At 69.4% G+C, this 13,803-nt stretch carries 14 protein-coding genes and 6 pseudogenes; 9 read left to right on the forward strand and 11 right to left on the reverse strand.

The window, feature by feature from the left end:
- Positions 1-2 precede the first annotated feature (2 nt).
- The 6 genes and pseudogenes from KAE78_RS05415 to KAE78_RS05435 form a co-directional block, all read right to left on the reverse strand.
- The gene (locus KAE78_RS05415; RefSeq protein ID WP_223172408.1) at positions 3-593 is read right to left on the reverse strand and encodes a Na(+)/H(+) antiporter subunit C; all 591 of its coding nucleotides are present in this window, start codon (positions 591-593) and stop codon (positions 3-5) included.
- A gap of 7 nt (positions 594-600) precedes the next feature.
- Positions 601-921: an MnhB domain-containing protein gene (locus KAE78_RS17360; protein WP_317451914.1), complete on the reverse strand. Its 321-nt coding sequence runs from the start codon at positions 919-921 to the stop codon at positions 601-603.
- A gap of 359 nt (positions 922-1,280) precedes the next feature.
- Positions 1,281-1,325: pseudogene (locus KAE78_RS19450) on the reverse strand (hypothetical protein); the annotation flags it as partial.
- Between the two features lie 94 nt (positions 1,326-1,419).
- Complete coding sequence (locus KAE78_RS18435) at positions 1,420-2,076, reverse strand: hydrogenase subunit MbhD domain-containing protein (RefSeq protein ID WP_317451915.1); 657 nt, start codon at positions 2,074-2,076, stop codon at positions 1,420-1,422.
- A 271-nt stretch (positions 2,077-2,347) separates the two neighbouring features.
- Positions 2,348-3,391 (reverse strand): annotated as a pseudogene (locus tag KAE78_RS05430) (proton-conducting transporter membrane subunit); the annotation flags it as partial.
- A 246-nt stretch (positions 3,392-3,637) separates the two neighbouring features.
- Positions 3,638-4,756 (reverse strand): LacI family DNA-binding transcriptional regulator, encoded by a 1,119-nt coding sequence (locus KAE78_RS05435; protein WP_223172085.1) that lies wholly within the window; start codon positions 4,754-4,756, stop codon positions 3,638-3,640.
- Positions 4,757-4,791: 35 nt separating this feature from the next.
- On the opposite strand from KAE78_RS05435, the gene KAE78_RS18440 reads away from it, so the two are divergent.
- Positions 4,792-5,286: a hypothetical protein gene (locus KAE78_RS18440; protein WP_317451868.1), complete on the forward strand. Its 495-nt coding sequence runs from the start codon at positions 4,792-4,794 to the stop codon at positions 5,284-5,286.
- Positions 5,253-5,996, forward strand: coding sequence for an MFS transporter (locus tag KAE78_RS18445; protein ID WP_317451869.1), 744 nt, complete (start codon positions 5,253-5,255; stop codon positions 5,994-5,996). The genes KAE78_RS18440 and KAE78_RS18445 overlap by 34 nt, the downstream gene beginning before the upstream one ends.
- Positions 5,997-5,999: 3 nt before the next feature.
- Here the strand turns inward: KAE78_RS18445 and KAE78_RS05445 are convergent, their stop codons facing one another.
- Positions 6,000-6,377, reverse strand: a complete 378-nt coding sequence (locus KAE78_RS05445) for a response regulator (protein WP_223172086.1) — start codon at positions 6,375-6,377, stop codon at positions 6,000-6,002.
- Positions 6,378-6,535: 158 nt separating this feature from the next.
- Here KAE78_RS05445 and nucS point away from each other — a divergent pair.
- A pseudogene (nucS, locus tag KAE78_RS05450) lies at positions 6,536-7,209 on the forward strand (endonuclease NucS); the annotation flags it as partial.
- A 39-nt stretch (positions 7,210-7,248) separates the two neighbouring features.
- Here the strand turns inward: nucS and KAE78_RS05455 are convergent.
- A complete protein-coding gene (locus tag KAE78_RS05455) occupies positions 7,249-7,449 on the reverse strand; it encodes a hypothetical protein (RefSeq protein ID WP_223172548.1) in 201 nt (66 codons plus the stop codon).
- 256 nt (positions 7,450-7,705) lie between these two features.
- Positions 7,706-8,143 carry a hypothetical protein gene (locus tag KAE78_RS05460; protein ID WP_223172087.1) on the reverse strand — a complete coding sequence of 146 codons (438 nt, stop codon included), beginning with the start codon at positions 8,141-8,143 and terminating at the stop codon, positions 7,706-7,708.
- 375 nt (positions 8,144-8,518) lie between these two features.
- On the opposite strand from KAE78_RS05460, the gene KAE78_RS05465 reads away from it, so the two are divergent.
- From KAE78_RS05465 to KAE78_RS05480, 4 genes and pseudogenes are all read left to right on the forward strand, one after another.
- Complete coding sequence (locus KAE78_RS05465; RefSeq protein WP_223172088.1) at positions 8,519-9,649, forward strand: hypothetical protein; 1,131 nt, start codon at positions 8,519-8,521, stop codon at positions 9,647-9,649.
- A pseudogene (locus KAE78_RS19455) lies at positions 9,571-9,771 on the forward strand (hypothetical protein); the annotation flags it as partial. The gene KAE78_RS05465 and the pseudogene KAE78_RS19455, both read left to right, overlap by 79 nt.
- A 128-nt stretch (positions 9,772-9,899) precedes the next feature.
- Positions 9,900-10,283 carry a bacterial transcriptional activator domain-containing protein gene (locus KAE78_RS05475; RefSeq protein WP_262927768.1) on the forward strand — a complete coding sequence of 128 codons (384 nt, stop codon included), beginning with the start codon at positions 9,900-9,902 and terminating at the stop codon, positions 10,281-10,283.
- Between the two features lie 77 nt (positions 10,284-10,360).
- A pseudogene (locus tag KAE78_RS05480) lies at positions 10,361-10,657 on the forward strand (phosphatase); the annotation flags it as partial.
- Positions 10,658-11,034: 377 nt separating this feature from the next.
- Here KAE78_RS05480 and KAE78_RS05485 read toward each other — a convergent pair.
- Positions 11,035-11,241 (reverse strand): cold-shock protein, encoded by a 207-nt coding sequence (locus KAE78_RS05485; protein ID WP_136034351.1) that lies wholly within the window; start codon positions 11,239-11,241, stop codon positions 11,035-11,037.
- A 288-nt stretch (positions 11,242-11,529) separates the two neighbouring features.
- Between KAE78_RS05485 and KAE78_RS17370 the strand changes: the two genes are divergently transcribed.
- Together KAE78_RS17370 and KAE78_RS19460 are read left to right on the forward strand one after the other, a co-directional pair.
- Positions 11,530-12,102, forward strand: coding sequence for an acyl-CoA thioesterase domain-containing protein (locus tag KAE78_RS17370; RefSeq protein WP_411155989.1), 573 nt, complete (start codon positions 11,530-11,532; stop codon positions 12,100-12,102).
- Positions 12,008-12,289, forward strand: coding sequence for a hypothetical protein (locus KAE78_RS19460; protein ID WP_411155990.1), 282 nt, complete (start codon positions 12,008-12,010; stop codon positions 12,287-12,289). The genes KAE78_RS17370 and KAE78_RS19460 overlap by 95 nt, the downstream gene beginning before the upstream one ends.
- 122 nt (positions 12,290-12,411) lie before the next feature.
- Here KAE78_RS19460 and xylB read toward each other — a convergent pair.
- Positions 12,412-13,706: pseudogene (xylB, locus tag KAE78_RS05500) on the reverse strand (xylulokinase).
- Positions 13,707-13,803 lie beyond the last annotated feature (97 nt).

Raw genomic sequence — 13,803 nt, forward strand, 5'->3', positions numbered from 1 at the left:
GTTCATCGGCCACCCCCGTCGCTCGACGGTCCTTCGTCGCCATCGGTCTCACCGGTGATGCGCGGGGATGCCGCGGCATCCGACCCGGCGACGAGGGGCGTGTTCACCGGCGCATCGTCGTGGATGGCGGGGTGGTCGCGCATGTGCAGGACGGTGATGGGCGCCGTGTTGACGTCGATGAAGTCGGTCGTGGCGTCTTCGTCCTCCTCGTCGCCCTCGTCGTCCATGAGGTCTTCTTCTTCGTCGGTGCGCTCGCGCAGGGCGATGTCCTCCTCGTCGTCCTCGACGGTGTCGGCGTGACCGAGCTGCCACGAGCGGTAGATGAGCGCGAGCAGGAACGCGGTGATCGCGAAGGTGATGACGATCGCGGTGAGCGTGAGCGCCTGCGGGAGCGGATCGGTGATGGCCTCCTCTTCCCCGTAGAACGGAGCGCGCCCGGGCACGCCCATGACGATCAGCAGCAGCAGGTTCGCGGCATTGCCCAGCAGGAGGAAGCCGAAGAGGACGCGTGTGAGGCTGCGCTCGAGCATCGCGTAGACGCCGCAGGCGAACAGGACCGCCATGATGATGATCAGGACCAGCGAGACATCCATCAGATGCTCACCCCCGCGCGCGCATCTCCTGCGTCTGCCGGTCGACCTCCGCGCCGAGGCTGCGCAGCACGTCGAGCACGAGCCCGATGACGACGAGGTAGACGCCGACGTCGAAGACCGTCGAGGTGACGAACTCGATGTGCCCGAGGACCGGAACGTCCCACTCCCAGAAGGTGCTCTGCAGCGGCGCCTGACCGAAGAACAGCGGCACGACGGCGGCGCCCGCGGCAAGGAGCATGCCGGCGCCCAGGAGGCGCCCGGCATCCGTCGGTGCTGCGGCACCCAGCTCCCATCGGCCGCCGGCGACGTAGCGCATGACCAGCGCCATGCCCGCCACGAGGCCGCCGGCGAAGCCGCCGCCGGGGCGTTGTGGCCGGCGAAGAGCAGGAAGATCGACACGACGATGATCGTGTGGAAGAGGATGCGGACGATGACCTCGAGCAGGATCGAGCGCGACTCCGCGCTCATCCGCTGACCGCCCACGAGCCAGGCCCGCGGGCTGGACCGGTTCTCGGCGGTCTGGAAGCGCACGCCCTCGGTCGTCTCGACGAGCGGTCGGCGCAGGCCCCGGCGGGTCGCCTTGGGCAGGTTGCGGGCCGCGGAGAGGTAGTCGGTGCGGTGGCTGATGAACACGAGCGAGGCGACGCCGGTGGCCGCGAGGACGAGCACCGCGAGTTCGCCCATGGTGTCCCAGCCGCGGATGTCGACGAGGGTCACGTTGACGATGTTCATCCCGTGGCCGATGTCGTACGCCAGGTCGGGAAGGCGACCGAGATCGGCTCGTGGATACGTGCCTGGGTGGCCACGATCGCGACGAGCGCCATGGTCACGCCCACGACCCGCCGAGGATCGCCCGCGGGATCCGGCTCACCGAGGCGTTGTGCTCGCCCAGGCGTGCCGGGAGCCGCCGCAGCACGAGCGCGAAGGCGACGAGGGTCACCGTCTCCACGAGCACCTGGGTCAGCGCGAGATCGGGCGCCCCGCTCGTCGCGAAGAGCGCGACCATGCCCAGGCCCGTCACCGAGACGAGCACGACCCCCGTGTAGCGCTTGCGCGCCATGACCGCGAAGATGCCCGCGACGATCATGATCGGCGCCGCGACGAGCTGCGTCTGGTTGTGCCAGAGGGACAGGTTGAGGCGCTCGACATCGGTCGCCAGCAGCGCCGTGATCTCGGCGGCGACCACGACGATGAAGATCGTGCCGACGTAGACCGGCAGCGAACCGCGCTGGGTGAGGGTCGTGGTGAACACCGACAGGCGGTCGACCCCGCGCATGACTGCGAAGTAGACGTCGGCGGCGGTGAAGCGCAGGATGCGCGGGCGGCGGTCCCAGCCCGTGCGCACCGTCAGCAGGAAGAGGCCGAGACCGAGGAGGACCGAGAGGATCGACAGGCCCAGCGCCGGTTCGAATCCGTGCCAGAGCGCGAGGTGGCCGGGTCGGGGAGGGTACCGTCGGGCGGGTGGCCTCGGCCGTGACCGCATAGCCCTGCAGAGCGAGGTCGACGGCGGCCGCGCCGATCCCGGTCGCCAGCGTGGCACCGGCCAGCACGATGGGCGCGGCGAGGAAGCCGACCGGCGGATCAGGCCAGTGGCGGTCCGCCAGCGTCGCACCCTCGGGAGTGCGCTTGCGCGCGAAGGCGCCCCAGAGGAACCGGATGCCGTAGGCGGCCGTGAGCACGGACCCCAGCACGACGCCGATGATCGCGACCATGCCCCACAGGGATCCGGCGAGCGCGTCGTCCAGCAGTGCGGTCAGCGTCGACTCCTTGGCGACGAAGCCGATCGTGGGGGCGATGCCCATCATCGAGGCGACCGCGATGGTCGAGGTCACGGCCATGACCGGCGCCTGGCGGCCGATGCCGGAGAGCTCCCGGATGTCACGCGTGGACAGCTGACGGTCGATGATGCCGACCACGAGGAACAGCGCCGACTTGAACAGCGCGTGGCTGATCACGAGGGCAAGGCCCGCGAGCGCGGCATCCGGCGTCCCGTATCCGAGCACGACGGTGAAGAAGCCGAGTTGGCTGACGGTGCCGAAGGCGAGGATGCGCTTGAGGTCGGTCTCGCGCAGCGCCTGGAAGCCGGCGATGAGCATCGTGACGAGGCCGAGCGTGATGAGGATCGGGCGCCACGGACCCGACATCGCGAAGACCGGGGCCAGGCGCGCGATGAGGTAGATACCGGCCTTGACCATCGCCGCGGCATGCAGATACGCGCTCACCGGCGTGGGCGCGGCCATGGCTCCCGGCAGCCAGAAGTGGAAGGGGAAGATGGCCGACTTGCTGAGCGCGCCGATCAGCAGCAGCACGAGCGCGGCGTCGACGATCGGCCCGGTCGGGTGCAGCGCCAGGATCTCGGAGATGCTGCCCGTGCCGGTGTCGACGACGAGGAGGACGGCGCCGACGAACAGCAGCAGCCCGCCGAGGGTCGTCACCAGAAGGGCCTGCAGCGCGGCACGACGGCTGGGTGCGCGGTGGCTGTAGTGACCGATCAGGAGGTAGGACAGGATGCTGGTGACTTCCCAGAACATCACGAGCATGATCAGGTCGTCGGTGAGCACGAGCCCGTACATCGCACCGGCGAAGCCGAGGAGGACCCCGGCGAACTGCCCGAGGCTGGTGGCGTCGTCGTGGAAGTACCAGCGGCAGTACAGCAGCACGAGCGCGCCGACGCCGGTGACGATGAGGGTCATGACCCAGCCGAGCACGTCCATGTTCATGGACAGGTTCAGACCCAGCTGCGGGATCCATGCGATCGTCTCGAAGACCTCCTCGCCGGCGATGACGGCGGGCGTCATGACGGCGGCGTGGACGAAGGCCGCACCGGGGATGAGCGCCGCGACGGCGAAGGCCCTGGCCCCCACACGCGCACCAGCAGCGGAAGAAGAAGGGATCCGAGCAGGAACACAGCGAGGAGCGTCAGCATGGAAGGCTCCTCAATGCTCGTCGGCCGGATGGCGCTGGCGGGCTGTGTTCGGATCTATTTTACGGGGACGCCGGAACCTTCCGTGTCCGGTTTCCCCCGATTGCGCTCAGCGCGGACGTCAGCGCGGTGCCGGAGCGGTCGTGGAACCGGCCCGGAAGCGGCAGGTGAAGTGCACCGACTCGCCCGCCTGACCCGCGAGCATGGCGGCGATCTGCGCCCCGGCGGCGCGCCCCTTCTCGGTCGCCGGCTGCACGCTCGTGGTGAGCATATGCGCCCCCAGCCCGTCGACGCGCACGCCGTCGAACCCCGTGACGCTGAGGTCTTCCGGCACGCGCAGACCGCGATCCTCCGCGGCACGGATGACGCCGGCGGCGAGCATGTCGCTCTGCGCCAGGATCGCGGTCGGGCGCGGATCGGCATCCAGCAGCGTCCCGGCGGCGATCACGCCCTCGTCGATCGAGCTCGCCGCAGCCGAGAGCACGCGGGCTTCGGGGAAGACGCCCCGGATGCCGGCGAGCCGCTGGATCGCCGGAGCGACGGTGGCCCGGGCGAGACGTTCGGGTGAGACCGGTCCGCGCCGGCGACCGACGTCCAGCGGCAGCGTGACGACCGCGACCTCCCGATGCCCAAGTTCACGGACGTGCCGGGCGATGCCGGCGGCGGCCTCGGCATTGTCGAGGGTGATCTGCGGGACGGCGTCGCCGGCGTCGCCCTCGATGACGACGAGCGGGAGCCGGCGGGCGCGGACGATGTCGAGGGATTCCCGGGTCGCGGTGCTGCAGCCGAGGAGGACCGCCGCGTCGATGGGCGCGGTGGTCAGCGCCGCACCGCCGGGCTTGTGCGGTTCGTCGCGCAGCAGCAGCACGTCGGCGCCCGCCGAGGCGAGACCGTCGGTGAGCCCGTCCATGGTCGCGATCGTCACCGGATCAAGGAAGGTGCGCCGCAGGGCGCCCTCGAGCACGACGGCGACGATGCCGCTGCGGCCGGTGCGCAGGGAGGCAGCGAGCGGGTCGGGTCCGGCGTAGCCGAGATCGGATGCCGCAGCCAGGACACGGTCGCGCGTGGCATCCGACACCTTCGCCTTGCCGCTGAAGACGACCGACGCCGTCGACGGCGAGACGCCGGCCGCGCGGGCGACGTCGGAGATCGTCGGACGACGCGGGGCGGGGGTTCCGTCGCAGCCATTCTCCGAGGATAGCGCGGCGCCGTTTCGCGGATCGAATCGATTCGATAACATGGTCGCGTGAATCCTCCCTCACCCGCTCCCAGTACGTGCGCTGGCGTACGGCGATCTTCGCGATCTTCCTCACCAGTGGTCTCTCGATCGCCACCTGGGCGTCGCGGCTCCCCGACATCAAGCTCAGCCTCGGCGTCGAGAACTCCGAGGTGGGGATGCTCCTTCTGGGGATGGGCATCGCCTCGATCACCGGCATCTCCACGAGCCCCGCGGTCATGGCCCGCCTGGGCGCGCGACGCGGCATGCTCGTGATGATGCTCCTCTTCGGGCTCGGCGTGGCACTCATCGGCCTGGGCACGACGGTGCTCGCCTCCTACCCGCTCGTCGTCCTCGGACTCGTGCTGTTCGGCTACGGGAACGGATGCGTCGACGTCATGATGAACGTCGAGGCCACCGCGATCGAGCAGCACGCCGGCCGGACGATCCTCCCCTTTTCCACGCCTTCTTCAGCTTCGGCACCGTCATCGGCGCCGGGATCGGTTGGCTCGCCGCCGGCATGCAGGTCACCGTCGGCATCCACGCCTTCGTGATCGCCGCCGCGATCTGGGCGATCGCCCTCCTCAGCATCGCGAACGTGCCCGACCGCGAAGAGGTGCTCGATCCCGCGGAGGGCGGGAAGGCGCGCGCCTGGCGCGAGAAGATGCGGGACGCCCTGGCGGCATGGCGGGAGCCGCGCACCTATGCACTGGGCGTCATCATGCTCGGCATGGCCTTCGCCGAGGGCGGCGCGAACGATTGGCTCGCCCTGGGCGTCAGCGAGGACCACGGCGGCGGGCCGGCGCTGGGCGCCGCGGCGCTCACGGTCTTCTCGGTGTGCATGACGCTCGTGCGCATCATCGGCGGGCCGCTCGTGGACCGCTTCGGCCGTGTGGCCGTGCTGCGGCTGCTGTCGGTCGCGGCGGCCGGGGGCATCCTGCTGTTCATCCTCGCACCGAGCATGCCGTTGGTGTTCCTGGGAGCCGCACTCTGGGGCATCGGCGCCTCGCTCGGGTTCCCGCTGGGCATGTCCGCCGCCGCCGACGACCCGACCAAGGCCGCCGCGCGCGTGAGCGCCGCATCGACGATCGGCTACATCGCCTTCCTCGGCGGGCCGCCCATACTCGGCCTCATCAGCGATCACATCGGACTGCTGAACACGCTGTACATCCTCGTCGTGCTCATCGTCGCCTCCGGGTTCGCCTCCGGCGCCGCCAAGCCCCTCCCGGGCACGCGACGCCCGGACGGCCAGCTCGTGAAGTAGGTCTCAGCGCACCGGCAGCAGGCGCCGCGGCGGCCCCTCGAGGCGGGCCACGGCGACCTTCACCTCGGTGAGCTCGTGCTCGACCCGGGTGAGCCCGTCCTCGACACGGGTGAAGCGGGCGTCGACACGGGTGAAGCGGGCGTCGATCTTGGCCTCCAGGGAGTCGATCCGGGCGTCGGATGCCGCGAGCCGGGCGTCCATCTTCGCGTTCATCGCATCGAATTTCGCGTCCACCGCCACGTTCATGGCGTGGAATCGTGCGTCCACCGCATCGAATCTCGCATCCATGCGCGTGAGGAACCAGCCGAACGCACCGAAGAGCGCGATCAGCATCGTCGCCCCGGTGGCGATCATCGTGACGATCTCGGCGGACACGTACATGCCTCCATTCTCCCCGGATTCCCGGGGTTGTCACGACTGTATGCCGCGTCATGGACTCTCGCGCGGCTCGCCGTCGCGAGAGAACGAAAGATGTGCACAACGCACGTGAGGAGCCTCACTGTGCAGAAGTGATCGCGGCATCCGATTAGGCTCGATGCGTGCGCCTCGTCATCGCCCGCTGCTCCGTCGACTACACGGGGCGCCTCCACGCCCACCTGCCTCTGGCGACCCGCCTGCTCGTGCACAAGGGCGACGGGAGTCTTCTCGTGCACTCCGACGGCGGCTCCTACAAGCCGCTGAACTGGATGAGCCCGCCCTGCCGCCTCGAGACCGAGACGCCGTCGGAGGACGAGCTCGGCGCCGGCGTCGTGGAAGTCTGGCGCGTCACCCACCAGAAGACCGGCGACGCGCTGCGCGTGCAGATCTACGAGGTCGTCCACGACTCCTCGCATGAGCTGGGCGTGGACCCCGGACTCCAGAAGGACGGCGTCGAGGCCGATCTGCAGCGCCTGCTCGCCGAGCAGGTCGATCTCGTCGCCGACGGCGCGACCCTCGTGCGCCGCGAGTTCCCGACCGCGATCGGCCCGGTCGATCTGCTCGTGCGTGACGCGGAGGGCGCCGCGATCGCCGTCGAGGTCAAGCGGCGCGGCGACATCGACGGCGTCGAGCAGCTCACCCGCTATCTCGAGCTCCTCGGCCGTGACCCGCACCTCGCCCCGTCCAGGGCGTCTTCGCCGCGCAGGAGATCAAGCCGCAGGCGCGCGTGCTCGCCGAGGACCGGGGCATCCGCTGCCTCGTGCTCGACTACGAGGAGATGAAGGGCATCGAGTCGGGCATCCCCGGCTGTTCTGAGCGACGCACACCGGCCAGGTCACGACGTCTCGCAAGTGAAGGCGAACGATGTAGGCAGCAGCTCCCCCGTCGCCTCCGAGCGCAGATCGGTCAGGCCCGCCACTCGTGTCTCGGTCTCGCGCGTCAGCGAGACCTTCTCCGCCGACACCCACTCCACGCCATCTGCGAGCCGGATCATCAGCACCCGGCTGCCTCCGGCGGCACGGAAGCCGAAGGTCACTCCCGCATCCAACGCTCCCACACCCGAAATCGACACAGTCTCGTCATCGTCGATGCTGCAGTCCTCACTCGGGCTGACACGAACCCCTCGTTGCCCATGATGATGTGGTTCGGCACGTATTCACCCGCCGCCCCAGCAGGTGCCTCCGACGGCACCGCCGACGACTCCCCGGCTGCCGGCGCAGTCGATGCCGCACATCCAGCGAGCACGACGACGCCGACGGCCGCGATCACGACGGCGGGAAGCGCGAGCCTGCTCACTGTTCGCGCTCCTGCACCATGACCGTCATACCCAGCTCCGACGCGTCCTGGAGAAGCATCACTCCGACCGCATATATGTCGTTCTCATACAGTGAGACGCTGAGCACTCCTCCCATGTCTCCCTCGCTCTGATCGACGAAGCCCTCCTGTGCGAGACGTGTCAGGTAGTCATCGTGCGCTTCGACCCGCGAGAGCGAAACGGTCAGCATCCACGTCTGGAGATCATCCTCGGTGGCGCTGAACGCCGCCGTCACTTCGCCGTCGGGGAGCGGCACCGAGGCCGGGAAACCCTCCGGAACCCCGGCAGAGAAGAGACCGTCGATATCGACGCCCGTCTCCGACTCGACCAGCTGCTCGATGGCGCCTTCCATAAGTTTCTCCTGCACACCCTCAACGGCGTCCTTGATGGGGTTGCCGCACCCCGTGACCCCCATCGCGACGACTACCCCGCCACCACGACACCGACAGCTCGCGACATTCTGCGCAGCTTCACAACACCCTCCGCCCTGGTCGCAGACCTCCCGCGACCAGGTCCACGGTATCGAGGGCTCTGTGTGCACGATTAACGTCCTCTTTAATGTCTACGAGGTATCGTCGGAGTCGATGTCCGCCGACCCCGTCTTCCGCTTTCACTTCTCTCGCAAAGGAGTCCGAGGTCGCATCCAGGCCGCCAGGCACGACTGGATGCGACCTCGGAATCGGATCATGCGACGCGTACTGTGCTCTACGCCGAACTCGCCGCGTGCCTGGCCGCAACCGACCCGGAGGCAGCAGCAGACCCGGCGCGCCTGGCCGCGCGAGAAGCACGATTGGCAGATGATGAGCGCTCGCTGGCCTACGGCCTGATCGCCGAATGCGTGAGCGACCTCAGCTCTGCGAGCGTCGAACGCCGAAGGAGCATCGCCGAGGAGGTCACCGTGATCGCGCGTCGATGCGGCCTGAACGACCTCGCCGCAACCGCCGAGTTCTTCCGTCTCAGCTCCTTGGCGGAACTCGGCAAGATCACCGACCTAGACCACGCCCTCGGCACGAGCGACTCCGGATCGTCCGTGAGCCGGTACGCAGCCTGGTTCCGCTGCATGCGAGCCACGCTGGACGGACAGGCCGACCGTGCCGAGCAGCTGGCCTACGATGCCCGTGCCGTCGCCAGCGCGGAGCATGACCCCGATGCCGATGGAGTGCTCGTCGGTCAGCTGGCCATCATCCGGTGGATGCAGGGACGGGTGACCGAACTTGAGAAGGACTTTCTGGATCGCAAACAGGTGTACCCGGCTGAACCGATCTGGGCGATCACGCTCGCATGGATGTGGCTCGCGCAGGGGCGCCGTAGCGCGGCGCGAGCGCTGGTCGACTCGCTACCGCCCGTTGACGGGCTCCTCAAGGACCGCAATTGGCTCGCCAGCGTGTGCATCCTCGCGGTCGTCGCAACCGAGCTGGGAGAGCGGAAGATCGCCGAAGACGCGCGCCGGACGCTGCTGCCCTATCGCACCCACGTGACGACCATCGGCCTCGGTGTCACCTGCTGGGGAACGGTCGCCCGCCCGCTGGCCCTGACCGCCGAGCTCCTCGGGGACACCACCGCGGCGGTTGATCACTATCGTGAGGCGATCGAGATCAGTGCCCGCATCGGGGCCCATGCCTGGCTCGCTGAGGCACAGTGCGAACTCGCCGCACTGCTCCTGCGAGTACAGGACCCTCCCCCGACGAAGCACTCGAGCTTGCCACCGAGTCCATCTCCACCGCTCGTGCGCTTCACCTCCATGGCGTCGACGAAGCCGCCGCCCATGTGCTGGCTCAACTGCACCAGCGATCGCGCCGACATCGGCCGCCGCCTTCAGCGGAGACGACACCGCGCATTCAGGTGCTGGGAGGATTCAGCGTCGTTCCGATCTCTGGCGAGGCACCTCCGTGGCAGTCGCGAAAGGCCCGTCAGATCTTGAAGATCCTCGTCGGCCGACGCGGCATCGCCATCCCCCGCGACACGCTCATCGACCTGCTGTGGCCGGACGAAGCACCTAGTCGGGTGGCCAACCGCTTCGCTGTTGCGATCGCCGCCGTACGTCGTGCGCTCGATCCGGATCGCACGCGCGCCTCTGACGCCTATGTTCTCACCACGGACGGGCGGTATCGCTTCGCGCTGATGAGATCTGGGTCGATGCCGAGCACTTTCTCGAGCATGCCGCTCTTGCAATGTCGTCACGCTCGCCCGCTCCGGCTCGCGCTGAACAGCTGCGGCACGCCCTTGGGCTCTATCACGGAGAGGCCCTCGTTGAGGATGCGTCCGCGTTATGGGCCGAGCGCCTGCGCCGGGACGTGCATGTGGCCTACTTCGCCTGTGCGCATCAACTCGCCGAAGCATCAGTGGAGTTCGGTGACCACTATGCCCGCGCCGAGGCCTACCAGAGCATCCTCGTCATCGATGAGTACGACCAGCGTGCCCACCTTGGGCTGATCGATGCCCTCTCGCGCCTCGGCGCCCACGGCCACGTCACTCGCGCCCGCGCCCAGTACGTCTCGCGCATGGCTGACCTTGGAATCGATGCGGATTCGAGCCCGGCCACGGTCGATGCCTAGGCTGGAAGCGTGCTCCACTCCCCTACACCTGCATCCTCTGGGACGTCGACGGAACGATCGCGGACGCCACACCCGGCATCTTCCCGCGTCTGCGCGAGGTCCTCACCTCCTACGGCCTCCCCGACCCGGATCCGGCCACCCTCGCGCGGTGGGTCGGACCGCCCATGTTCGAGTCGTTCCAGGTGCTGGCCGGCATGGACCCGGCCCAGGCGCTGGAAGCGCTCGCCCGCTATCGGGAGCTGGCCGCGCGTGACGGCTATGCGGCATCCGTCGACATCTACCCGGGCGTCCCGGAGGTGATCCGGGCCGTGGCCGCGGCGGGGATCCCGCAGTCGACGGCGAGTACGAAGCCTGAGAATCAGGTCGCCGCGATCCTCGAGCACTACGGTCTGATCGATTCCTTCACCGCGATCGCCGGCGCACGCCCCGGTGTCGAGGGGAACGCCGACGGCAAGGCCGACGTCATCGGCTGGGCGCTCGAGCGGCTCGCGGCCGCGGGGCGGATGTGTCTGCGCCGGTGCTCATCGGCGACCGGCACCACGACATCGAGGGGCGGCGGAGCACGGCATCCCGGTGATCTTCTCCTCGTGGGGCTTCGGCACCGCCGACGAGGGCGAGCCGGCGGACTTCCGCGCGGCCGACGCCGAGGAGCTGCACACGCTGCTGCTGCGCTGAGCGCTCAACGCACAGACTCCCCGCCGCAGGCACGATCAGCGCCCGGGCGAGGGAGTCGGTGTGAAGCAGCGCCGCCTCAGAGAGGGCGGATGTTCTCGGCCTGCAGGCCCTTGGGGCCCTGCGCCACGTCGAACTCGACGCGCTGATTCTCGTCGAGCGAGCGGTAGCCGCTGGACTGGATGGCGGAGTAGTGCGCGAAGACATCGGCACCACCGTCGTCAGGGGAGATGAAGCCGAAGCCCTTCTCCGAGTTGAACCACTTAACCGTGCCCTGGGTACTCATGTACTGCCGTTCTGCTGTGTGCTATGCCGACGCAGGATGCGCTGACGGTGCTAACGCTAGCCGAGTGCTCGCCTCGGGCAACAGTCGGATGACGAAGGTAATCCAAATGTTGCAGAACGGTCCGGGAATTAAGCGGCCCTCACCGCGGGGGAGCGATGAGGGCCAAAGACGACCGGAGGGGGCGTCGAAGAAAAGACTAACCCATTTTCGGGTCGCTTGTCCCCATATGGGGACATTGTGGAAACTACGTACACCGGATGCCGCGACTCCCTCTGAGAGGATCGAATCGTGACCGCGCCGAGCTATTTCCACCGCCTCTCCGAGACCCGCTTCCAGCCGACCGAGCACGTCGGCGGCGCCTGGAATCCCGCCGAGCAGCACATCGCACCGACGATCGGATTGCTCGCCCATCTGGTCGAGGCCGACCATGCACAGCGACGCGACGGGCATCTGCGCCTGGCGCGGGTCGCCTACGAGATCCTGGGGGTGCTGACGCTCGATCCCGTGGACGTCACCCTGCGCGTCATCCGCCCGGGCCGCACGATCGAGCTCGTCGAGGCCGAGCTCAGTCAGCACGGACGCACCGCGGTGATCCTGCGCGCCTGGCTGCTGCAGCGGATCGACACCGCCGCGATCGCGGGGAGCGCCTTCGACCCTCTGCCGACCCTGGGGGAGATGCCGGCCGACGATTTCGACGAGAAGTGGCCGGGGGATTCGTCCGCACGATGGAGGTGCGGCGCCTCGCGCTCGGCGCCGGGCGATCGCAGTGCTGGATCCGCTCCCGTCTCGCACTGCTGGACGGCGAGGGCGTCTCGCCCACGGCCCGGCTGCTCGGCGCGATCGACATCTCCAACGGCCTGACCCGCGCGTGGATCCGCGGCGGGTGGCCTTCCCGAACGTCGACTTCAGCGCGAGCCTCGTGCGCGACGCGGTGCCCGGCTGGGTCGGCCTGGACATCCGCGTGTCCTTCGGGCCCGACGGCACCGGCCTCACCGAGACCGTCCTGCACGACGAGCAGGGCCCCTCGGCTCGCTCTCGCAGACCCTGACGCTGCGTCCGCTGTCGGGCTGAGCCGCGTCACGTTTCGCGGACGTTGTCCCGATTCGCTGACGTTCTGCCCCGGATCGTCCGCAGATCGGGCCCGCGTCCGCAGATCGGGCGGCACCCGACTCAGCCGGCGAGCAGTCCCGCGGCCTGGCGCGCCGCGCCCAGGGCGACATACTCCCCGGCTCGGGCACCTCGACGGGCATCCCGAGCACGAGCGGGGCGATCTCGCGCACGGCCCGCGACTGCGCACCGCCGCCGATGAGCAGCGCCCGCTCCAGCGGCACGCCGTTCCCGCGCAGAGCCTCCAGCCCTGCGGCGAGCCCGCCGAGCATCCCTCGACGGCGGCGCGGGCGAGGTTCTCCCGTGTCGTGGAGGCGAGGGTCATCCCGGTGAGCGAGGCCGTCGCATCCGGCAGGTTCGGCGTCCGTTCCCCCTCGAAGTACGGCACGAGGGTCAGTCCTTCGGCTCCGGATGCCGCGGCGAGCGCGAGCCGGGAGAGCTCCTCGTGGCCGACGCCGAGCAGCCGGGCGATCGCATCGAGGACGCGCGCGGCGTTGAGCGTAGCGACCAGCGGGAGGAAGTGCCCGTCGGCGGAGGCGAAGCCGGCGACGGCTCCGGTGGCATCGCGCACCGCGGTCTCGCTGACGGCGAAGACCGTGCCCGAGGTGCCGATGGAGATCACGACGTCGCCGGGGCGGCGCCGAGCCCGAGGGCGGCAGCGGCATTGTCTCCCGCGCCCGGCCCGACGAGGCGCCCTGCTCATCGGTCACGCCCTCGCCCGGATCGAGCACGCGCGGCAGCACCGCATCGTGGCCGAGGGCGGCCGTGAGCAGTTCCCGGTCGTAGTCGCCGAAGGCGGGGTTCCAGTAACCGGTGCCCGAGGCATCCGATCGATCGGTCACGAGCTCCTCGAGAACGGGGCCGCGCAGCGACCCCGGGCCGAAGCCGCGCAGTCGCCAGGTGAGCCAGTCGTGCGGGAGGGCGACCGCAGCGACGCGGGCGGCGTTCTCGGGCTCGTGATCGCGCAGCCAGCGGAGCTTGGTGATCGTGAACGAGGCCACCGGAACGAGTCCGGTACGGCGGGCGAGCTCAGCGGCGCCGAACTCCGAAACGAGGGCGGATGCGGCATCCGCCGATCGCGTGTCGTTCCACAGCAGCGCATCGCGGATGACGCGCCCCTCGGCGTCGAGCGCCACCATGCCGTGCTGCTGCCCGCCGATCGCCCAGGCATCGATGTCGCCGAGCCCTCCGGCGTCGTCGATGGCGGCCTGCAGCGCCGACCACCAGGCCTCAGGGTCGACCGAGGTGCCCTCGGGATGCGTGGCACGCCCCTCGCGCACGACCGCGCCGGTGGCCGTGTCGACCACGATCACCTTGCACGACTGCGTCGACGAGTCGACGCCCATCACATGTGCCATCTCCGGCATCCTCTCTGTCGTCTCCCACCCGCCTCCGATCCGCGAGACTACGACGGGAGGCCGAGACTACGGGGGCTACCCGCTGTCTCGGCCGTCA

The organism is Microbacterium sp. NIBRBAC000506063, from assembly GCF_017968845.1.
Taxonomy (GTDB): domain Bacteria; phylum Actinomycetota; class Actinomycetes; order Actinomycetales; family Microbacteriaceae; genus Microbacterium.